The sequence below is a fragment of the Klebsiella sp. PK01 genome (genome assembly GCF_057624675.1).
Genome location: NZ_JBYEZM010000004.1, coordinates 87,596 through 107,771 on the forward strand (window position 1 = coordinate 87,596; position 20,176 = coordinate 107,771).

Consider the following 20,176-nt stretch of genomic DNA (forward strand, 5'->3'; position numbering starts at 1 on the left):
AGCTAAGGAAAAAATCAACCCAATTTTATTTAAAATGAAGTTAACAACCCCTGATGTCAACTCAATCATTTCTTAATCTCCTTTTAATCCATGTAAAGAATTCTTAATTTTATTACGGATAAATAAGTTAGCATTTACTGGGGGCGGTGCGCCCCTTATTCGTACAACCATCTTCCGGCTTTAGCTGATTCGATCAGCATACCAACATTGAAATCTGGTACAGGAACAGGCTCTGTTTTCTTAAATGGATTCCATGAAACAGGCTGATCGGGATAGTAAGTTTCTATTTTAAATTTTCCCCGTTCAACCTTGAACGCATCGAAAAACTTATCCATTAACTCACCAGCTTCAAGCTCATCAAGACTCAAATCAGTATCAAGATCCGTTTCAGGTGTTAGCTCTACTTTCTTGAACTTGAATAGGTACGTGCCAGCGTAAGGCCGTACAAGCTCATAAACGCGCTGCTCAACATTGTTTACCATAACTTATCGTTACCCCGCGCTATAGCGTTGTAGTCTCGGATAGTGCGATAGGTGATTTGAGAGATATCAGAAGCTAAGATAACCCACCCCACGACAGGAATAGCCCTGCCCGTAAATGTTCCAATGTTAGCTACCGCCCTGATTCTGATTGTAGAAGGTGGATAACCACCAATAACGGAAGGTAGTTTGATACCGAAAGGGAACTGCGCTTTTTTGAACACTTTTCGCGAGGCTTTAGACGCATAGGATGTTCCCTTTTCAGCACCGTTTGGTTTTGCCCTTGTAGGGAGAGTATTACGCCCAGATACAATGGCAACTACAGCACCGAAATCAACAAGACCTAAACCAAGTTGATCAACAACATTTTCACAGAAGACCATGAAAAATAGCTCGGAGGCGGTGAGGTTTGAACGCCCCGCATAGAAGTATGTTCCGTTAAGTTCCTCGACTGTATCCACGTCCCAATCCTTATGACTCTGAATGTATTGCAATCATAACGGCTGCTTTTCATACAGTCACCTCTAAAACATGTTGTTAGCCGCTCGTGCCAGCTTGATTTCCTCTAGCTCTTCCTGCTCCTTAGCAAGTCAGGCTTTCCCCTCTGGTGCTGCCCGGAATTTACGAGCGTGAATCTTACGGTTGTTGCGCTTCGTAGCTGCTTTTTGGTTAGCTTTTGACATGATATCTCCTCCGCTGAATCTGCCAGCGCGCAACGTACAGCAGAGAGACAGTACAACGAAAGTTACAATGGTGCAGATAATAGATGACCATTACGTGCCGTGTTGGGCACATAAGAAAAGGCGGCGCGTAGCGCTTCCGCAGGTTGAATCCCTTCGCAGGGAGGATAAAGCCTTAGCATGTTCTCTTATCAGGTGATCGTTATACTCCGGTGATCGAAACCGTGGCAGAGCCGGATTCTTTCCTGATCCGGTTAGTCTTCCCAACATTACGCCTGTTTATTCTCTGCAACGTCATCTCGACGTGTTGCATCATTGAGCGCCGCACGAAGCGTGGAACTTTGCTAAGGGTTTTGGTATGAGGATTAGAGTCGCTGGGCGTCTTCCGGCTTCAAATAGATAACTGTACAGGGTTGAGCACGGTAACTACCTGCCCATAGGTTGTACGATACCAAAGCCAGTACAACACAGGCGTTTGGGTGTGATTTTAGAAGATACGATCTCTTGGGGATTTTAACCTAAGCTATTGATTTTCTTAGATGGTGCCGATAATAGGAGTCGAACCTACGACCTTCGCATTACGAATGCGCTGCTCTACCAACTGAGCTATATCGGCCCTGAAAGGACGCGTTCACCTGCGTGAAGCACGGGGTAGAAGGTTAAAACTAAGTGGGTGATGCGTCAATGCCCTTTCGAATCAAACGGCTACTTTTGCATCACCCGCTTAGCGTTAAGCACGAATGGTATCGTCGCCGAAGCCAATCCACTTATAGGTGGTCAGCGCTTCAAGACCCATCGGCCCGCGGGCGTGCAGCTTCTGGGTGCTGACCGCCACTTCCGCGCCGAGGCCGAACTGGCCGCCGTCGGTGAAGCGGGTAGAAGCGTTAACGTATACCGCCGACGAATCCACTTCATTAATAAAGCGATTCGCATGGCGCAGGGTACGCGTCAGAATAGCATCGGAATGCTGGGTGCCGTGCTCACGAATATGGGCAATCGCCTCATCGAGATCGGCAACAACTTTCACGTTCAGATCCAGCGATAAATACTCATCGTCGTACTGCTCCGCTTTCACCGGCTCCACCTTCGCCGGACCGTGCTGCAGAAGGGGCAGGGCGGCCGGATCGGCATGCAGCGTCACGCCGCTCTCCGCCATCTGTTTGCTCAGCGCAGGCAGGAAGGTATCGGCGATATTACGGTGTACCAGCAGCGTCTCGGCGGTATTGCAGGTGCTCGGACGTTGGGTCTTGGCGTTAACGATGATCTTCAGCGCCGGTGCGATCTCTGCCGAATCGTCGACGAAAATATGACACACGCCGATACCGCCGGTGATTACCGGGATGGTGGATTGCTCGCGGCACAGCTTATGCAGGCCTGCGCCGCCGCGCGGGATCAGCATATCGATGTATTTATCCATCTTCAGCATTTCGCCGACCAGCGCGCGATCCGGGCTCTCGATTGCCTGCACCGCGGCAGCCGGCAGGCCGCACTCCTGCAGCGCCTGTTGAATCACTTTCACCGTCGCGGCGTTGGTACGCCAGGTCTCTTTACCGCCGCGCAGAATAGCCGCGTTGCCGGTCTTCAGGCACAGAGAGGCGACATCGACGGTCACGTTCGGCCGCGCTTCATAAATCACGCCGATCACTCCCAGCGGCACGCGACGACGTTCGATACGCAGGCCGCTATCCAGCAGACCGCCGTCAATCACCTGGCCGACCGGATCCGCCAGGCTACACACCTGACGCACGTCATCGGCGATGCCGCGCAGGCGCGCCGGCGTCAGCGCCAGGCGATCGAGCATGGCGTCGCTCAGGCCGTTGGCGCGGGCGTCGCTGAGGTCTTCGGCGTTGGCGCGCAGGATCTCTTCGGTCTGCGCTTCCAGATAATCAGCAATCTTGTTGAGAACCTGATTTTTCTCGCGGCTGGAAAGCAGCGCGAGTTGGTAAGAGGCCGCTTTGGCCGCAATGCCCATTTGTTCCAGCATTTTCAGCTCCTTAACGGGTAATCATATCGTCGCGATGGACGGCCACCGGGCCGTATTCATAGCCGAGGATGGCATCGATTTGCTGCGAGTGCTGCCCGGCGATCAGGCGCAGGGCGTCGCTGTTATAGCGACTTACGCCGTGAGCGATATCGCGGCCTTCGCTACTGCGGATTCGGATAACTTCGCCGCGGGAGAAATTCCCGCTGACGGTTTTGATGCCTTTTGGCAGCAATGAGCTTCCTCTTTCCAGAATAGCCTGAGTCGCCCCGGCATCGACGGTGATTTCACCGGCCGGCGGCGCGCCGAAGATCCAGCGTTTGCGGTTCTCCAGCGGTGATTCCTGAGCGTGGAAACAGGTGCCCACCGGCAGGCCTTCCATCGCGTGGCCGATAACGTCCGGGCGGTTGCCGGCGGCGATAATGGTATCGATGCCCGCGCGACAGGCGACGTCCGCAGCCTGCAGTTTGGTGCCCATGCCGCCGGTGCCGAGGCCGGAAACGCTATCGCCTGCGATGGCGCGCAGCGCGTCATCGATGCCGTAGACATCTTTAATAAGCTCAGCCTGCGGATTGCTGCGCGGGTCGGCGGTAAAGAGTCCCGGCTGATCGGTTAACAGCAGCAGTTTATCGGCGCCGGCGAGAATGGCCGCCAGGGCGGAAAGATTATCGTTGTCGCCGACTTTGATTTCAGCGGTGGCGACGGCGTCATTCTCATTAATGACCGGCACAATATTGTTATCCAGCAGCGCGCGCAGGGTATCGCGGGCGTTGAGGAACCGCTCGCGATCTTCCATATCGGCACGGGTCAGCAGCATCTGGCCGACATGAATGCCGTAAATAGAGAAAAGCTGCTCCCACAGTTGGATAAGACGGCTTTGGCCGACTGCCGCCAACAGCTGTTTTGAGGCAATGGTGGCGGGCAGTTCAGGGTAGCCGAGGTGTTCACGTCCGGCGGCGATGGCCCCGGAAGTTACAATCACAATGCGGTGCCCCATGGCATGCAGTTGCGCGCACTGGCGCACTAACTCAACGATATGGGCGCGGTTCAGGCGTCGGGATCCGCCCGTTAAAACACTGGTGCCCAGTTTTACCACCAGCGTCTGGCTATCACTCATGATTTTCTGCCGTTCAAAAGGAATATCGAGATCGAGCTGATGTTGTAACAGGAGTCAGGCCGCTTGCCAACTGCTGGCGTATTGGTCAAGCCATTTTATTGCGCGGATCGGGCATTCTGCGCAGGCAAGGTGACATATTTATGACGGAAATATTTAAACATTCTTTTTTATAAAAAGTTCCATTTCGTCATAAATATTTAACACTACAGCGTTAAAAAACCTCCAGTTTTTGACGGGGCTTTCGCCCGGAATTGATTAGCGCGTGTAGATAAATCACCAGGACCACATAATGAAAAAGCGTTCACTGGCATTAATGATGATGGGTTTTGTTGCTTCTTCGGCTTCACAGGCAGCGGAAGTATACAATAAAGACGGCAATAAACTGGACGTGTACGGCAAAGTGAAAGCCATGCACTACTTCAGCGATTATGACAGCAAGGATGGCGACCAGACCTACGTTCGCTTCGGTATCAAAGGCGAAACGCAGATCAACGATCAACTGACCGGTTATGGCCGTTGGGAATCCGAATTCTCCGGCAATAAAACCGAAAGCGATTCTTCGCAGAAAACCCGTCTGGCGTTTGCCGGCGTGAAGTTAAAAGAGTTTGGATCATTTGACTATGGTCGTAACCTCGGCGCGCTGTACGACGTTGAAGCCTGGACCGATATGTTCCCGGAGTTCGGCGGCGACTCTTCCGCACAGACCGATAACTTCATGACCAAACGCGCCAGCGGCCTGGCGACCTACCGCAACACCGATTTCTTCGGCCTGGTCGATGGTCTGAATATGACCCTGCAATACCAGGGCAAAAACGAAGGCCGTGAAGCGAAAAAACAGAATGGCGACGGCTTCGGCACCTCTTTAAGCTATGATTTCGGCGGCAGTGATTTCGCCGTCAGTGCGGCTTATACAAGTTCTGACCGTACCAACGATCAGAACCTGCTGGCGCGCGGCCAGGGCTCCAAAGCGGAAGCCTGGGCTACCGGCCTGAAGTACGACGCCAACAATATCTACCTGGCGATAATGTACTCTGAGACCCGTAAAATGACCCCGATCAGCGGTGGTTTTGCTAATAAAGCGCAGAACTTTGAAGCGGTCGCCCAGTATCAGTTCGACTTCGGTCTGCGTCCGTCTCTGGGCTATGTACTGTCGAAAGGCAAAGATATTGAAGGTGTCGGCAGCGAAGATCTGGTCAATTATATTGACGTCGGCCTGACCTACTACTTCAACAAAAACATGAACGCCTTTGTGGATTACAAAATTAACCAGCTGAAGAGCGATAATAAGCTCGGTATTAACGATGACGACATCGTCGCGCTGGGGATGACCTATCAGTTCTGATAAAACTGAGCGCAAGAAAAATAAAAACCGCGGCCCTGAGCGCCGCGGTTTTTATTTGTCAGGATTAGCGGTTTTTCGCCAGATGCAGATTGTCGTTATTCATGGTGATCTGCGCGTTATATTCCTTCGGCAAGCGCCGCGCCTGATAAAATACGCGGTTCCAGTACGGATTATCCAGCGACGAACGCATGACGCCCTGGCTTGCGGAGGCGTGCAGGAAGTTATGGTCGGTATCGTAGAAACCGACGTGCATGCCGCCGTGAATGCGGAAGAAGACTAAATCGCCAGGCCGCAGCTGCTGCTTGCTAACGCGCACGCCCATATGCAGAAGATCGCCGGTGGTCACGCGGTCCATTGGCAGATTAAAGCGGTCCTTCAGCGTACGCCAGACAAAGCCGGAACAGTCGACGCCGCTCTGGTCGGTGCCGCCCCATTCGTAAGGGGTGCCGTCCCAGGTGTGCATCTGATCGTGCAGGGCGGCCAGCACCGGTATCAGATCGTCGGAGCCGCTGTCGATTGGCTCGTAATGATGCTGCGCCACCGCCTTGGGCGGTTTTTTTGGGGAAGATGAACATCCTGCCAAAATCAATAAAGGAACAAGTAATAAAGCGTGGGTGAGTTTGGGCTTCATGTCGTTATTTTCATGTTAGGGATCGACCGTCGCCATTTATAGCGTATTCAGGGAAACGTCAGAATGATGAAACGCAAAATTTACGAAAACTTACGTACTGCAGGCATAAATTCGCCGGTACCGTAATAAGCACATTTTTCAGATAGTAAACGCGGTGATTTTATTTATTAATAAATGTTTACTATCTAAATCAAAATATAACAGGCCAGAATCAGGATGTTCTTATTTATCTGGCGTGAGAGACAGGCGTGCCTCCTTTAAGATGGCGGATAAAAGAGGCTGGCGCATAGCCCATCGCTTTGCGGAACATGGCGGTAAATGCCGCCGGATGCTCATAGCCAAGGCTTAACGCCACGTCGGTAATGCTTCGTCCTTCTCGCAGGGCGGTGAGAGCGTACATCAGGCAGGCTTTATGACGCCAGTCGCGAAACGCCATCCCGGTCTCCTGCAAAAAGCGGCGGTTGAAGGTGCGCAGGCTTTTATTCATCTTTTGGGCCCACAGCTCCGGCGTACTGTGAATCTCCGGCTGGCGGAGAAACGCGCTGCATAGTTCAGCCAGCCGCGGATGTTGCGGTAGCGGCGTAAACATCGGCAGCGGCGGGGCGGCCTGCAGTTCAAACAGTAATAGGGCGATAAGCGCCGCATCATGTCCGCTCTCTTCATATAACAGCGGCAGCTGGCAGGCGGCCAATAGCAGTTGATGTAGCAGCGGCGAAACCTGCAATACTTCGCAGCGTACCCCGGCGCGCGGCGCGTCCTGCGGTTCGATATACAGGCTATGGGTGCTCACGCCCGGCATCCAGACGCGATGCGGTTTGTTAGCGGGTATCCATACGCCGCTGAACGGTGGCACCAGCCACTGGCCGTCATCGGTTTCGACTTTCATCAAGCCATTCACGGCATAGAGAAACTGCGCTCGTCGATGATGATGGCGCGGTAAAAGGGTGTCAGGCGGATAATCGCTCCCCAGACCCAATACCCGGCGCGGCAGATGATCGACTTCGTTAATCGCGATATTGCGCATGCGTACTCTCCTGGCTGAAAATCGTAATATATTGGCCTTTAATCGTAAGTCAGCCATTTCGCTATTCTATATCGTTACCTCCCTGAATGGAGGAACGGTAGATGATATTTGGGCTTTTTGTTTGCGGACTGTTGTCCGGGGTAACTACCTGGCTGTTTGGCTTCGGCGGCGGCTTTGTTACCGTGCCGCTGCTTTACCTGTTGCTGAGCCATCAGGGCGCAGTAGGCGGTCAGGCGATGCAAATAGCGGTAGCGACGTCGGCGCTGGTGATGCTGTGCACGTCGCTGTTGGCAAGCGGCCGCCACCTGCGCGCCGGAACGGTTCACTGGCGCTCCCTGCTGCCGATACTTGGCGGCATCGCCATCGGCGGTATTGCCGGCGCGGCGCTGGCGCTGAGGGTCAACGGCGAGTGGATCCGCTGGCTGTTCATTTTGTACCTGGCGGTGACCATCGTGGATTGCTACGTTCGCCCCGGCTTTATGGCGCCGTCGGCGGCTTGCGCACCGTCGAGCGCGGGGCGCGAGACTATTCTTGGCGGCGGAATTGGCCTGATTGCCGCCTTCCTTGGCGTCGGCGGCAGCGTGATGACCGTGCCGCTGATGCGCCGGCGTGGCGCGACGATGGCGCAGGCCGCGGCGATGGCCAACCTGCTGACCCTGCCGCTGGCGGCGACCGCCAGCCTGACGTGGCTGCTGATGGCGCCGATGGCGGCGCTGCCCTCCGGTTTCATCGGTAATATCTGGTGGCTGGCGGCCGGGCTGCTGGTGGCCGGGAGCTGGTTGGGATTGCGGTGCGCATCGCGCTGGTTGGCAAAACTCCCCGATCGCTGGCACGTGCGGATCTACCCGCTACTATTGCTACTGGTGCTGCTGGCGATGGGCTTTGGCGGGGTGGGCTGAAAGCGCTGGCGGATCATGCTCCTGTCATCTTCTTTATACATGCTCTCGCAGGCTTATATTACTGATTATGGAAAATGACTAATGTCTAATGCTGTGACGATTTTCGATCTGGATAACACCCTGATTAAAGGGGACAGTAGTACGCTGTGGAGCCAGTTTATGGTGCGCGAAGGCTGGGTGAGCGACCCGGAATATCTGGCGCGCGAAGCGCTGCTGATGGCGGATTACGACCGCGGGGAAATGAATATCGCCGATTATGTCGCGCTGATTCAGGCGCCGCTGATTGGCATCCCCCAGGCGCAGGTGGATACGCTGGTGGCGCGATTCGTGCGCGAAAAGGTGTTGCCGCGGGTCTACCCGCAGGCATGGGACGTTATTCGGACCCTACAGGCGCGAGGGGAGAAAATGTTGGTGATCTCCGCCTCGGTAACGCTGCTGGTGCAGGCGATAGCCGCCGAGCTGGGGATTGAACAGGCGTTGGGTATTGATGTTGAAATGGCGGATGGCGGCTACAGCGGTGTGATTGCCGGTACCCCGAGTTATCAGCAGGGTAAAGTGACGCGCCTGGCGCAGTGGCGCGAGGCGCATCCTGACTATACTGGCGAAGTCACTTTTTATACCGATTCGATAAACGACCTGCCCCTGTGCCTGCATGCGGATCGCGTGCGGTTGGTCAACCCGTGTCCGCAGCTGCTGGCAGCCAACGCCAGGCACGGCTGGCCGGTGCTGGCGTGGCGGATCGAATAACGAGACGTTTTCCCTGATTGGTAGCCCCGGTAAGCGTAGCGCCACCGGGGAGAGGGGGTTATTGCTGGCTTTGATACAACGGCACTACGCTGCCGCCGATATAACGGCGGCGTAGCCAGGCGGAGAGGGTATCCATCACCATGACCACCGCCACCAGCAACAAAGTAATAAACATCACCACGTCCCAGTTCCACAAACGCATATTTTCCGCGTAGATAAGGCCAATCCCGCCCGCGCCGACAAAACCTAACACCGCGGCGGAACGGGTATTGGATTCAATCTGATATAAACTCAGCGCCAGGAAAGTCGGGAACGACTGGGTGAAAATGCCGAAGCGGTGTTTCTGCAGACCATTAGCGCCGACGGCGGTGAGGCCGCGGCCAGGCGAACGGTCTACCGCCTCGTGGCCTTCGGCATACAGGCGGCCCAGCAGGCCGGTATCCTGCATAATAATCGCCAGTACCCCGGCCAGCGGCCCAAGCCCTACGGCGCGCACAAAAATGAGACCCCAGATAGCCATATCGATACCGCGCAGCATGTCGAACAAGCGGCGCATCAACATGGCGATAATGCCGGGAATCACGCCGCGCATAATATTGCGCGCGGCCAGGAATGACAGTAACAGCGCGATGACCGTCGCGGTAATCGTCCCGGCGAAGACGATGGCAAGCGTAATGGCGATTTGCGTGAAGTAATAGGCAAACGGCCAGTTCCAGAAGTCGTGCCAGACGAACATCCGCAGCAGATAGCGCCCCATCTGCTGTAAACCGGTCGCCAGTTGTTCGCTGCTGATACCGAACTGCATAAAGAACCAGGTGTAATAAAGTACGCTCGCCAGCGCCAGCAGACCGACATAGCGCAGGTATCGCCCTTGGGTCTTATACAGCGCCTGATGCTGGCGGCGGCTGGCGGCGATATCCGGTTGATGTTGCCATTGACTCATTTTTTCCCCTCCAGAACCCACTGGCGCAGGCGGCCGGAAAGCATATCCAGCAGCGACACCACAATAATGATCAGCAGCAGCGTCATGCTGACCTGATCGTAACGATCGAGCTTAATGTTGGTCATCAGCTCCTGGCCGATCCCGCCGGCGCCCACCAGACCAAGAATGGTGGATGAGCGGAAATTAATCTCAAGGCGCATGAAGCCGTAGGAGAGAAAAATCGGTTTCACCTGCGGCCACAGGGCAAAGCGCACCTTCTGCAGCGCCGATGCTCCGCAGGCCGCCAGCCCGCGCACCGGTTTATCCTGCGCGCTTTCCACCGCTTCATAGAACAGTTTGGTCAGGCTGCCAACCGTATGCAGCATCAGCGCCAGAAAACCGGGGATCGCCCCGATACCGAACGCCATGACGAAAATGACCGCCCAGGCAAGCTCTGGCATGGTGCGTAAAAAGGCTACCAGCACGCGAACGGCGAAGCGTAGCGGCGCGGGTGACCAGGCATTATTGGCGGCGAGGAAAGCCAGTATGGTCGCTACCGCGACCGCCACCAGCGTGGAAGCCAGCGCCAGCTGCAGCGTCTCCCAAATCAGCGGTAGCTGAATCGGCAGGCGATAGCCCCAGTACGCCAGCGAGCCTTTGGTATGTGAATCGGCTAACAGAACGCCCGGATGCAGCGTCGGCAGCGTCTCGAACATATAGTCGAGAAAGTTTGGCAGAGAACGCCAGATGGTGAACAGATTAAACTCGGCGGCGTGCCCGGCGGCAAAGTAGAGCGCCAGCAGCACCAGCGACCAGCCGAAGGTATCGCGCTTTTGCCGCGTCCTGACCTGCTGGTAGTAACGTTCGAATTCGGTATAGGTATTATTCATGCGGCGAAAAGGTCTTTAACGTAGCGTCGCCGTCCGCATTGACTTGCGGGCGGCGGCATCGGTGCGGGATTAACGCGCGCTAACCAGCTCGCGTTTCATATCAATGATCTGCTGGAAATCGGCCACGCTGCCCGGGCCGATGTGCTGGGTTCCGCCCATCGCTTTCACAAAACAGGCGTGATCGTCGGTATCCAGTTTTTTAAGCGCGGTGACGACTTTGGCTTTGAAGTCCGCCGGCAGCGCATTGCTCACGAGGATCGGGCCGTTCGGGATCAGCGGCGATTGCCAGATAATCCGGATTTGCTTCATCAGATCCGGATGATCCATGCGAATCAGGCGATTGAAAGCGCCCACGCTGTAGCCGCTGTTGTAGTCGCCGACCATTGAGGTCCAGGTGACCGCGCCGGCAAACTGGCCGTTCAGTACGCCGAGAATGTCCTGCTCGTGGCCGCCGGAGAAGGTGACGCTGGAGAAGAAGTTATTGTATTTATTGTCCGCGTCGCCGCCGAATTTCTGTTTAAAGGCGTGGTTCGGAATTAAATAACCGGATGTGGAATCCGGGTCGGCGAAGCCAAAAGCTTTGCCTTTTAAATCGTCCAGCGTTTTATACGGGCTGTCAGCTTTGACGATGACCACCGAGTGGTAGCCGCGGGACTGATCTTTATCATCAACGGCGATACCGACAATATCGACGGCTTTCGGGTTATTGATATAGACCGAGGCATAAGAAGAAGGCGACATACTTAATACGACATCGACTTTACCGCCCAGCAGTCCCTGAATGACGCCGGAATAATCGGATGAGTTACGTAATTTGGTATCGACCTTCAGCTCTTTATCAAGAAACTGTTTAACGCATTGGTTATCGCCAATTTGCTGCGTGGCATTTTGACCGCCGAGGATCCCCAGATTTAATTCCTTTGGCTGTTCAGCGGCGCTCGCTTGCCACGTCAGTAACAGAGCTGCGATTGCTGCGGATAAACGAACTGCGCCATTAATATGTTTGTTCATTATTTTGCCCGTGTGTTTTTAACTAAAGGAAATTAATGCAACTGGCTAATTTCATCGCCATACAGCTGATGCAGAACATCCTGAGTCAGCCGTGCGGGATGATCGTCGAAAATGATGCGGCCTTTGGCGACGCCAATCACCCGCGTGCAGTACTCTTTGACCAGTTCGACCGAATGCAGGTTGACCATCACGCTAATCCCCTGGCCGCTGATTTCCCGCAGTACGTTCATAATTCGCTGGGTGTTTTTGGGATCGAGCGAGGCGACGGGTTCATCCGCCAGCAGGATCCCGGGGTTTTGCATCAGCGCACGGCAAATCGCTACGCGCTGCATCTGGCCGCCGGAGAGGTTTTCCGCCCGCTGTAGGGCGTGCGGCAACATATTCATCCACTCGAGAAGAGAGATGGCGCGTGCCCGGTCGGCGTCGGGGAAAACCTTAAACAGCGACTTCAGGGTTGAGGTCTGACTCAGGCGACCGAGCAGTACGTTAGTCAGCACATCAAGACGCGGTACGAGGCAGAAATCCTGGAAAATCATCCCGCACTCGCTGCGCCAGGCATTGAGCGCGCGTCCTTTCAGGCGTGAAACATCATGCGGCATACCGACTTCCGGAAAGCTGAGAATTTCACCGCCGGTGGCGCTGTGAGTGCCGTTCAGGACATGCAGCAGGGTGGATTTCCCGGCTCCCGAGCGGCCAATCACTCCCACCAGCTCGCCGGCATGGAGGTCAAAGCTGATGTTATCGAGAACGGTTTGCTGCGCATTATAAGATTTACTCAGGTTGCGCACGCTTAAGACTTTCCGCTGCCGGGTTGGGGCGATGGGCGTAATTAGCGAAAATTCGGTTTCCGCCACCGCGGCAAGAGAGCTGTTCATAAGAGTGTCCTGGTTCGTCATAAACTGGTCACTATTAATCGCGTTTTGTGTGAACTTTCGATGACGGTAAGGCGAAAAAATAATGAAAGCGTGATGAAACGCTTATCTGCAAGGTAAAAGAAACATGCCAGCGGCAAACATAGCGTGATGGGCTACACTAATGAAAATGAGAGCAAATAAGAAAGAAATATGAGAACTAATCTCATTCTCTTAGATATCATTCTTTCATGGGATTAATAGTCCTCTGCAAGCGGTTTTTTTGTTTATGTTTAGGCATTTTGTGCGGTGCTTAAAACCATTCATGCAGCTTATGATTGAGTTGATCGTCTTATAATTTGCTATTTTATGGTATTATATTCTTACTTTTGTGTGTTATTAAGATTTTTCGCAAAGTCATTTATCTTATCTATTAAGAATATTCCTAATGAAATAGGGTTATGATCCTGGACGATATAATAACCGATTAGGATTGTAGGAATTTTCGATCAATAACCACATGAAATTAAATGTTTTTTGTTTTTGAGCAAAAAATAGGATTTCTGGGAAAAGCAAAAAATTGACATAAATGAGAATTAGCTTCACATCCTGCTTGTTGACACTTAATCAGAAAAAACCTAAATTTGAATCCAACAAAAAATATAAATCGATAAATAATTTCGGCATTATTAATGATTAAATAATGGCGCTGGTATTTTATTATAAATAATTTCAACAGGGGTTAATTGCAGGTTTAGACTCTGCAGGCCTGGCTATCGGCGATGGGGTGAAAGGTAGTATTTCCAGGATGAAGAGGATAAACAGTATATGGACGATCAATGCTCCCTTGATAAGTGTATTTGGCCAGCACATGATACTTATTTTTTAAAAGGCTTATCGGAACTCATTTTAGACATTGAAGAGCTTATTTATTTGTCATTGGATAAAATATGTAAGGACTTTTTGTTTATCAATCTGAGTACTAATGCATTAAATTACTTTATTCGCTATGACAACGACTGGTTAGCTAAGGCCAAGGGCAAACAAATCATTTTGATTGCCGCGAGAAAGTCAGAAGCGTTAGCCAATTATTGGTATTACAACGGTGATATTCGCGGCGTGGTGTATGTCGACCTCGCGCGCGATATAAGAAAAGAACTGGCCTATGTAATTAATGGACGGTTTCTGCGCAAAGATATTAAGAAAGAAAAAATCACTGACCGGGAAATGACGGTGATCAGAATGACGGCCCAGGGAATGCATCCGAAATCTATCGCCAGAATTGAAAATTGCAGTGTGAAAACTATTTACACCCATCGGCGAAATGCTGAGGCCAAGCTGTATTCGAAAATTTATAAATTAGTTATGTAACGTTTATTTAGTGGTACACCGGGACGACTTGTCCTTAATTAAACTCAGGATGAAAAAGCTATGAAAAAAAAGGTTATTGCTATTGCTCTGGTAACGGCGTTTGCTGGAATGGGTGTTGCACAAGCTGCTGATGTCACTGCTCAGGCTGTGGCGACCTGGTCTGCAACCGCGAAAAAAGACACAACCAGCAAACTGGTTGTTACCCCGCTTGGCAGCCTGGCTTTCCAGTATGCCGAAGGGATTAAAGGCTTTAACTCACAAAAAGGTCTGTTTGATGTTGCGGTTGAAGGCGATACCACGGCGACTGCCTTCAAACTGACTTCACGTCTTATCACTAACACGCTGACCCAGCTGGATACCTCCGGCTCAACGCTGAGCGTGGGCGTGGATTATAACGGCGTCGCGGTAGAGAAGACTGCTGACACCATTATGATCGACACGGCTAACGGCGTGCTGGGCGGCAACCTCAGCGCGCTGTCTAATGGCTACAACACTGCAGGCCGCACCACCGCGCAGGACGGCTTTAACTTCTCCATCATCAGCGGCACTACCGACGGCACCAACGCAGTAAACGATTACAGCACGCTGCCGGAAGGGATCTGGAGCGGCGACGTGAGCGTGCAGTTCGACGCGACCTGGACCAGCTGATTTTCTCGTAGCACCGGGCAGGGGGAATACCCCTGCCTCTTCATGGACTGAACGCTTATGAAAAAACACCTTCTGGCTATTGGCCTGCTGCTGGGATTGGCGAATCCCGCGCTGGCGCTGGATGTCGGCGATATCTCTTCCTTTATGAACAGCGGCAGCAGCACGCTGAGTAAAGAGATTAAAAATACCACCGACAGCGGCCGCTTAATCAACATTCATCTGGAACGGCTCTCTTCACCGCTGGATGGCGGCAAGGTGATCCCGATGGATAAACAGGATGAAGTCCTGTTGACCCCCGCCAGCTTGTTATTGCCCGCAAAGGCCAGTGAAGTGGTGCGCTTTTTCTACAAAGGCCCGGCGGATGATAAAGAGCGCTACTACCGCATTGTCTGGTTCGATCAGGCCTTAAGCGATGCCCAGCGCAATGGCTCCCAGCGCAGCGCGGTGGCCACCGCTTCAGCCCGCATCGGCACCATTCTGGTGGTGGCGCCGCGTCAGGCTAATTTTCGCTACCAGTTTGCCGGCGACACGCTGACCAATACCGGTAACGCCACCCTGCGCATCATCGCCTACGGCCCGTGTCTGAAAATCGCTGATGGCAAAGAGTGCAAAGAAAATTACTACCTGATGCCGGGGAAATCGCGTCGCTTCACGCGCGTCAATATTGCTGACAAAAAAGGACGGGTCGCGCTCTGGCAGGGCGAGCAGTTTGTTCCCGTGAAATAGACATGTGTGCTGATGGATTAAGACTATGCCTTTACGACGGATCACCCCTGGACTGAACGCGCTGCTTGCCTCCGGCATGGTTCTTTTGCTGGCGCCTTATAGCGACAGCATGGCCGCCGAGCGTGTGCAGCAAATCGGCGGCGTGATTATCCCGCAGGCTTTCAGCCAGGCTTTGCAGGACGGCATGAGCATTCCTCTGTTTATTCATCTTGAAGGCAGCCGCGATAATCAGAACGATCAGCGTATCGGCGCCGCGTATATCTGGCTTGATGGCGATGTGCTGCGGGTTCGGCAAATCACCCTCGAAGAGGGCGATGACAACGCTCGCGTCAGCGACGAGACACGTCAACAGCTCAGTCGTTTATCCAATGAGGCTTTCAACGACGCGCTGAAGATCCCCTTAACCGATGCCGCGCAGCTGCAACTTAGTCTGCGCCAGCTGCTGCTGCAACTGGTGGTGAAACGTGAGGCGCTGGGAACCGTGCTGCGGTCGCGCAGCGAGGATATTGGCCAGTCGAGCGTTAAAACTTTCAGTAATAACCTCACCTATAACCTCGGGGTCTACAACAACCAGATGCGTAGCGGCGGCAGCAATACCTCCAGCTATCTGTCACTCAATAGCGTTAGCGCGCTGCGCGAGCATCACGTGGTGCTCGACGGCTCGCTGTACGGTATCGGCACCAGCCACCAGGACAATGAACTGTATAAAGCGATGTACGAGCGCGACTTCGCCGGGCACCGTTTTGCCGGCGGGATGCTGGATACCTGGAACTTACAATCGCTGGGGCCGATGACCGCGATTTCGGCCGGTAAAATCTACGGCGCGTCGTGGGGAAACCAGGCCAGCTCTACGGTATTTGACAACAGCCAGTCGGCGACGCCGGTGGTGGCATTCTTACCGGCGGCAGGCGAGGTCCACCTGATGCGCGACGGGCGCCTGTTAAGCGTGCAGAACTTCGTCATGGGGAATCATGAAGTTGATACCCGAGGCCTGCCGTACGGTATTTACGACGTTGACGTCGAAGTTATCGTCAACGGAAGAGTGGTCAGCAAACGCACCCAACGCGTCAACAAGCTGTTTACTCGCGGACGCGGCGCGGGCGCGCCGCTGGCCTGGCAAATTTGGGGCGGCAGTTTCCATATGGACCGCTGGTCGGAAAGCGGTAAAAAGACGCAGCCGGCGAAAGAGAGCTGGCTGGCGGGGGCGTCGGCTTCCGGATCGTTGAGTACGCTCAGTTGGGCGGCCACCGGCTACGGCTACGATAGCAACGCCGTCGGCGAAACGCGCATTACGCTGCCGCTAACCGAGGCGGTGAATATCAACCTGCAAAACATGCTGGCCAGCGACAGTTCCTGGAGCAGTATCGGCAGCGTTAGCGCCACCTTGCCCGGCGGCTTTAGCTCGCTGTGGATTAACCAGGAAAAGACCGTTATCGGCGATAAGCTGCGCCGCAGCGATGCCGATAACCGGGCGATCGGCGGCACGCTGAACCTGAACGCCCTGTGGTCAAAACTAGGCACTTTCAGCATCAGCTACAACGATGACCGCCGCTACAACAGCCATTACTACACGGCGGATTATTACCAAACGATTTATAGCGGCTCTTTTGGCTCGCTAGGCCTGCGCGCGGGCTTACAGCGCTATAACAACGGCGATAGCAACGCCAACACCGGGAAATATATCGCCCTCGATTTATCACTGCCGCTGGGCAACTGGTTCAGCGCCGGCATGACCCATCAGAACGGCTATACCATGGCCAACATTTCGGCGCGTAAGCAGTTTGATGAAGGGGCGATTCGAACCGTCGGCGCCAATATTTCGCGGGCGATTTCCGGCGATACCGGCGACGACAAAACCTTAAGCGGCGGCGCTTATACGCAGTTCGAAACGCGCTACACCAACGGCACGCTGAACGTCAACAGCGGCGCCGACGGCTACGTGAACACCAACCTGACCGCCAGCGGCAGCGTCGGCTGGCAGGGGAAAAACATCGCCGCCAGCGGGAGAACCGATGGCAACGCCGGAGTGATCTTCAATACCGGGCTGGAAGACGACGGCAAGCTCAGCGCTAAGGTTAACGGGCGCATCGTGCAGCTCAGCGGTAAACGCAACTACCTGCCGCTGTCGCCGTACAGCCGCTATGAAGTCGAACTGCAGAACAGTAAAAACTCGATCGACAGCTACGACATTGTCAGCGGCCGTAAGAGCCACCTGACGCTTTATCCCGGTAACGTGGCGGTGATCGAGCCGGAAGTGAAGCAGATGGTCACCGTCTCCGGGCGCATCCGCGCCGAAGACGGCACGCTGCTGGCGAACGCGCGCATTAATAACCATATCGGGCGCACCCGTACCGATGAGAACGGTGAATTTGTCATGGATGTCGATAAAAAATATCCCACCATCGATTTTAGCTACGGCGGAAATAAAACCTGTGAAGTGGCGCTGGAGCTCAGCCAGGCGCGCGGCGCGGTGTGGGTAGGGGACGTGGTATGCAGCGGTCTCTCTTCATGGGCGGCGGTGCAGCAGACAGGAGAAGGTAATGAAAGCTAAGTGGCTACTCGCTTTGGCGACGCTGACGATTGCGCCGCTGGCGATGAACGCTAAGGCGGCGGTGACAAAATATTCTGAAGCCGCTGCTCCGGCGCGCGAATTTGTCTTTGTCGAGAACAACTCTGATGACAACTTCTTTGTCACCCCTGGCGGCGCGCTGGATCCCCGCCTGACCGGCTCAAACCGCTGGACCGGGTTAAAATCAACCGGTTCTGGCGATACCGCGTACCGTCAGGTCAGTCTGGGTTATATCGATGATGGTCACAACCATGGGATCTCCGCTAATTACCGGTTTGATATGTGGCTGGATAATGCGCCGGTCTCTCACCCTTTACTGGGTTTACGGTGTATTAACTGGTACTCGGGATGCGATCTGGCAACCAGCCTGATTTTACCCCAGTCAACCGATGCTAATGGATTTTACGGCGTCTCAACGGGGAGCGGGACGAAATGGCGTCACGGGATGATGTCCGATGCCTTTTATCAATACCTGCAGCAGATGCCGATCGGCGGTAGTTTTACGATGACGATTAATTCCTGCCAGACATCGGTCGCTTACGATGCGAGCAAAGGAGAGCGTTGTAAAGATCAGGCGTCAGGTACCTGGTATATCCGCGACGTAACCCATACCAAAGCGGGGCACTTACGCCTGATAAACACCCACTCACTGGCTGAAGTGTTTATCAACAGCGACGGCGTGCCCACGCTGGGCGAAGGCAATGCCGATTGCCGTACGCAAACAATTGGTTCTCGCTCTGGTTTAAGCTGCAAAATGGTTAACTATGCTCTGCAGACTAACGGGTTGAGCAACAGTTCGATTCACATCTTCCCGGCAATCAGCAACTCTGCGTTAGCTTCGGCGGTAGGCAGCTATGATATGCAGTTCAGTCTGAATGGTAATTCGTGGAAACCGGTAAGCGGTATTTCCCAGTATTACACTTTCAACGAGATGAAAAGTTCTGATTCTATCTACGTCTTTTTCTCGAGTAACTTTTTCAAGCAGATGGTGGCCCTGGGGATTAGCGACATCAATACCAAGGACTTGTTTAACTTCCGTTTCTATAACACCACTTCGCCGGAATCCGGCTGGTATGAATTCTCGACATCCAATAGCCTGATTATCAAACCTCGTGATTTCAGCATCAGCATTATCTCCGATGAGTACACCTCGGCGCCCACGCGTGAGGGGTATGTTGGCAGCGGCGAACCGGCGCTGGATTTCGGCTACATCGTTACCACCAGTGGAAAAACCGCCGCCGATGAGGTGTTGATTAAAGTGAGCGGACCGGCGCAGGCGATTGGCGGACGTTCGTATTGCCTGTTCAGCTCGGCGGACGGCACCGCGAAGGTACCATTCCCGGCATCGCTTTCCTTCATTACCCAAAGCGGATCAACGAAAAGCTATGACGCCGGCTGCGACGATAGCTGGCACGACATGACCGATGCGCTGTGGCTGACTACGCCGTGGAATGATATTTCCGGCGATGTGGGGCAAATGGATAAAACAACGGTGCGCTTCTCGATCGCCATGGACGATCCTATCTCGTTGCGTACGATCACCGACAACGGCTGGTTTGGCGAGGTCAGCGCTTCAGGAGAGATTCATGTCCAGGCGACGTGGCGTAACATTAATTAAGCTGACGCTGGCGAGCCTGTGGCTGCTGGCCGCGCCGCTGGCGCAGGCGATTTCCGTCGGTAATCTGACCTTTTCGCTGGCCTCTGACGCTGAGTTTGCGGCGAAGAGGGTTATCAACAACAATAAAAGCGCGCGGCTGTATCGGGTGTCGGTGGTGGGGATCGACCGGCCCGGCGGCCATGAGGTTCGTGCCCGCCCGGCGGACGGCGAACTGCTGTTCGCCCCGCGCCAGCTGACGCTGCAGGCGGGCGAAAGTGAATATTTTAAGTTCTATTACCATGGGCCGAAGGATAACCGCGAACGCTACTATCGGGTCTCGTTTCGTGAAATTCCCACCCGCAACCTGGTGATGCGCGCCCCGGCGGGCGGGCAGATCAGCATGGAGCCGGTGGTGGTGATGGATACCATTCTGGTGGTGCGTCCGCGGCAGGTTCAGTTTAAATGGGCGTTCGATAAAGCGGCGGGAAGCGTCAGTAATACCGGCAATACCTGGTTTAAGCTGCTGATAAAACCGGGATGCGACACCACGGAAGAGGAGGGTGACGCCTGGTATCTGCGCCCCGGCGATGTCGTTCGCCAGCCGTCGCTGCGTAAGCCCGGCAACCACTACATTATCTATAACGAGAAATTTATTAAAATCAGCAATGATTGCCCGGTGAAATAGCCGGGC

At 54.0% G+C, this 20,176-nt stretch carries 19 protein-coding genes and 1 tRNA gene; 9 read left to right on the forward strand and 11 right to left on the reverse strand.

From position 1 onward, the window contains the following. Positions 1-155 precede the first annotated feature (155 nt). The 5 genes from AC22LX_RS13630 to proB all read right to left on the reverse strand — a co-directional run bounded on the left by AC22LX_RS13630 (position 156) and on the right by proB (position 4,257). The gene (locus tag AC22LX_RS13630; protein WP_032712695.1) at positions 156-482 is read right to left on the reverse strand and encodes a DUF1493 family protein; all 327 of its coding nucleotides are present in this window, start codon (positions 480-482) and stop codon (positions 156-158) included. After that, positions 476-940 (reverse strand): STM2901 family protein, encoded by a 465-nt coding sequence (locus AC22LX_RS13635; protein ID WP_015704509.1) that lies wholly within the window; start codon positions 938-940, stop codon positions 476-478. Before AC22LX_RS13635 ends, AC22LX_RS13630 begins: the two co-directional genes overlap by 7 nt. A 759-nt stretch (positions 941-1,699) precedes the next feature. Next, a tRNA-Thr gene (locus AC22LX_RS13640) sits at positions 1,700-1,775 on the reverse strand. A gap of 114 nt (positions 1,776-1,889) precedes the next feature. Further along, complete coding sequence (gene proA / locus AC22LX_RS13645) at positions 1,890-3,143, reverse strand: glutamate-5-semialdehyde dehydrogenase (protein ID WP_047046033.1); 1,254 nt, start codon at positions 3,141-3,143, stop codon at positions 1,890-1,892. A gap of 10 nt (positions 3,144-3,153) precedes the next feature. Further along, positions 3,154-4,257, reverse strand: coding sequence for a glutamate 5-kinase (gene proB, locus AC22LX_RS13650; protein ID WP_015368077.1), 1,104 nt, complete (start codon positions 4,255-4,257; stop codon positions 3,154-3,156). Between the two features lie 289 nt (positions 4,258-4,546). Between proB and phoE the strand changes: the two genes are divergently transcribed. After that, a complete protein-coding gene (phoE, locus tag AC22LX_RS13655; protein ID WP_487334023.1) occupies positions 4,547-5,599 on the forward strand; it encodes a phosphoporin PhoE in 1,053 nt (350 codons plus the stop codon). 64 nt (positions 5,600-5,663) lie between these two features. On the opposite strand, the gene AC22LX_RS13660 is transcribed toward phoE, so the two are convergent. Together AC22LX_RS13660 and AC22LX_RS13665 are read right to left on the reverse strand one after the other, a co-directional pair. Continuing rightward, positions 5,664-6,230 (reverse strand): C40 family peptidase, encoded by a 567-nt coding sequence (locus tag AC22LX_RS13660; protein ID WP_032707509.1) that lies wholly within the window; start codon positions 6,228-6,230, stop codon positions 5,664-5,666. A gap of 226 nt (positions 6,231-6,456) precedes the next feature. Beyond that, on the reverse strand, positions 6,457-7,254 hold the full coding sequence (locus AC22LX_RS13665; RefSeq protein ID WP_063447283.1) for an AraC family transcriptional regulator: 798 nt from the start codon (positions 7,252-7,254) through the stop codon (positions 6,457-6,459). A 101-nt stretch (positions 7,255-7,355) separates the two neighbouring features. On the opposite strand from AC22LX_RS13665, the gene AC22LX_RS13670 reads away from it, so the two are divergent. Both AC22LX_RS13670 and AC22LX_RS13675 read left to right on the forward strand, forming a co-directional pair. Next, positions 7,356-8,153 carry a sulfite exporter TauE/SafE family protein gene (locus tag AC22LX_RS13670; protein ID WP_045391041.1) on the forward strand — a complete coding sequence of 266 codons (798 nt, stop codon included), beginning with the start codon at positions 7,356-7,358 and terminating at the stop codon, positions 8,151-8,153. Positions 8,154-8,234: 81 nt separating this feature from the next. After that, positions 8,235-8,900 carry an HAD family hydrolase gene (locus AC22LX_RS13675; RefSeq protein WP_045391038.1) on the forward strand — a complete coding sequence of 222 codons (666 nt, stop codon included), beginning with the start codon at positions 8,235-8,237 and terminating at the stop codon, positions 8,898-8,900. Positions 8,901-8,958: 58 nt separating this feature from the next. Here AC22LX_RS13675 and phnE (AC22LX_RS13680) read toward each other — a convergent pair whose 3' ends face one another. The 4 genes from phnE (AC22LX_RS13680) to phnC all read right to left on the reverse strand — a co-directional run bounded on the left by phnE (AC22LX_RS13680) (position 8,959) and on the right by phnC (position 12,598). Beyond that, entirely contained in the window at positions 8,959-9,843 is an 885-nt protein-coding gene (gene phnE / locus AC22LX_RS13680; RefSeq protein ID WP_045391036.1) for a phosphonate ABC transporter, permease protein PhnE, read from the reverse strand. Next, positions 9,840-10,712: a phosphonate ABC transporter, permease protein PhnE gene (gene phnE, locus AC22LX_RS13685; RefSeq protein WP_045391034.1), complete on the reverse strand. Its 873-nt coding sequence runs from the start codon at positions 10,710-10,712 to the stop codon at positions 9,840-9,842. Before phnE (AC22LX_RS13685) ends, phnE (AC22LX_RS13680) begins: the two co-directional genes overlap by 4 nt. A 69-nt stretch (positions 10,713-10,781) precedes the next feature. Beyond that, on the reverse strand, positions 10,782-11,723 hold the full coding sequence (phnD, locus tag AC22LX_RS13690) for a phosphonate ABC transporter substrate-binding protein (protein WP_015368085.1): 942 nt from the start codon (positions 11,721-11,723) through the stop codon (positions 10,782-10,784). Between the two features lie 32 nt (positions 11,724-11,755). After that, a complete protein-coding gene (gene phnC, locus AC22LX_RS13695) occupies positions 11,756-12,598 on the reverse strand; it encodes a phosphonate ABC transporter ATP-binding protein (RefSeq protein ID WP_045391032.1) in 843 nt (280 codons plus the stop codon). 804 nt (positions 12,599-13,402) lie between these two features. Here phnC and ecpR point away from each other — a divergent pair. Genes ecpR through AC22LX_RS13725 form a run of 6 tightly spaced genes read left to right on the forward strand, consistent with a single transcriptional unit; the run spans position 13,403 to position 20,170 of the window. Beyond that, positions 13,403-13,945 (forward strand): ECP biosynthesis operon DNA-binding transcriptional regulator EcpR, encoded by a 543-nt coding sequence (gene ecpR, locus AC22LX_RS13700; protein WP_045380896.1) that lies wholly within the window; start codon positions 13,403-13,405, stop codon positions 13,943-13,945. A gap of 60 nt (positions 13,946-14,005) precedes the next feature. Next, positions 14,006-14,593 (forward strand): common pilus major fimbrillin subunit EcpA, encoded by a 588-nt coding sequence (ecpA, locus tag AC22LX_RS13705; RefSeq protein ID WP_045391030.1) that lies wholly within the window; start codon positions 14,006-14,008, stop codon positions 14,591-14,593. A gap of 57 nt (positions 14,594-14,650) precedes the next feature. Then, a complete protein-coding gene (locus tag AC22LX_RS13710; protein ID WP_015368090.1) occupies positions 14,651-15,319 on the forward strand; it encodes an EcpB family pilus assembly chaperone in 669 nt (222 codons plus the stop codon). A 25-nt stretch (positions 15,320-15,344) separates the two neighbouring features. Further along, positions 15,345-17,870, forward strand: a complete 2,526-nt coding sequence (locus AC22LX_RS13715; protein ID WP_045391026.1) for a fimbrial biogenesis outer membrane usher protein — start codon at positions 15,345-15,347, stop codon at positions 17,868-17,870. Between the two features lie 43 nt (positions 17,871-17,913). After that, on the forward strand, positions 17,914-19,506 hold the full coding sequence (gene ecpD, locus AC22LX_RS13720; RefSeq protein WP_223683745.1) for a fimbrial adhesin EcpD: 1,593 nt from the start codon (positions 17,914-17,916) through the stop codon (positions 19,504-19,506). After that, complete coding sequence (locus tag AC22LX_RS13725) at positions 19,475-20,170, forward strand: fimbrial biogenesis chaperone (protein ID WP_015704522.1); 696 nt, start codon at positions 19,475-19,477, stop codon at positions 20,168-20,170. Before ecpD ends, AC22LX_RS13725 begins: the two co-directional genes overlap by 32 nt. Positions 20,171-20,176 lie beyond the last annotated feature (6 nt).

Excerpts from the sequence above, each read along its gene's own strand:
- AC22LX_RS13630 (WP_032712695.1), bottom strand. The coding sequence starts at position 482 with ATGGTAAACAATGTTGAGCAGCGCGTTTATGAGCTTGTACGGCCTTAC.
- proA (WP_047046033.1), bottom strand. The coding sequence starts at position 3,143 with ATGCTGGAACAAATGGGCATTGCGGCCAAAGCGGCCTCTTACCAACTC.
- proB (WP_015368077.1), bottom strand. The coding sequence starts at position 4,257 with ATGAGTGATAGCCAGACGCTGGTGGTAAAACTGGGCACCAGTGTTTTA.
- phoE (WP_487334023.1), top strand. The coding sequence starts at position 4,547 with ATGAAAAAGCGTTCACTGGCATTAATGATGATGGGTTTTGTTGCTTCT.
- AC22LX_RS13660 (WP_032707509.1), bottom strand. The coding sequence starts at position 6,230 with ATGAAGCCCAAACTCACCCACGCTTTATTACTTGTTCCTTTATTGATT.
- AC22LX_RS13665 (WP_063447283.1), bottom strand. The coding sequence starts at position 7,254 with ATGCGCAATATCGCGATTAACGAAGTCGATCATCTGCCGCGCCGGGTA.
- AC22LX_RS13670 (WP_045391041.1), top strand. The coding sequence starts at position 7,356 with ATGATATTTGGGCTTTTTGTTTGCGGACTGTTGTCCGGGGTAACTACC.
- AC22LX_RS13675 (WP_045391038.1), top strand. The coding sequence starts at position 8,235 with ATGTCTAATGCTGTGACGATTTTCGATCTGGATAACACCCTGATTAAA.
- phnE (WP_045391036.1), bottom strand. The coding sequence starts at position 9,843 with ATGAGTCAATGGCAACATCAACCGGATATCGCCGCCAGCCGCCGCCAG.
- phnE (WP_045391034.1), bottom strand. The coding sequence starts at position 10,712 with ATGAATAATACCTATACCGAATTCGAACGTTACTACCAGCAGGTCAGG.
- phnD (WP_015368085.1), bottom strand. The coding sequence starts at position 11,723 with ATGAACAAACATATTAATGGCGCAGTTCGTTTATCCGCAGCAATCGCA.
- phnC (WP_045391032.1), bottom strand. The coding sequence starts at position 12,598 with ATGAACAGCTCTCTTGCCGCGGTGGCGGAAACCGAATTTTCGCTAATT.
- ecpR (WP_045380896.1), top strand. The coding sequence starts at position 13,403 with ATGGACGATCAATGCTCCCTTGATAAGTGTATTTGGCCAGCACATGAT.
- ecpA (WP_045391030.1), top strand. The coding sequence starts at position 14,006 with ATGAAAAAAAAGGTTATTGCTATTGCTCTGGTAACGGCGTTTGCTGGA.
- AC22LX_RS13710 (WP_015368090.1), top strand. The coding sequence starts at position 14,651 with ATGAAAAAACACCTTCTGGCTATTGGCCTGCTGCTGGGATTGGCGAAT.
- AC22LX_RS13715 (WP_045391026.1), top strand. The coding sequence starts at position 15,345 with ATGCCTTTACGACGGATCACCCCTGGACTGAACGCGCTGCTTGCCTCC.
- ecpD (WP_223683745.1), top strand. The coding sequence starts at position 17,914 with ATGAACGCTAAGGCGGCGGTGACAAAATATTCTGAAGCCGCTGCTCCG.
- AC22LX_RS13725 (WP_015704522.1), top strand. The coding sequence starts at position 19,475 with ATGTCCAGGCGACGTGGCGTAACATTAATTAAGCTGACGCTGGCGAGC.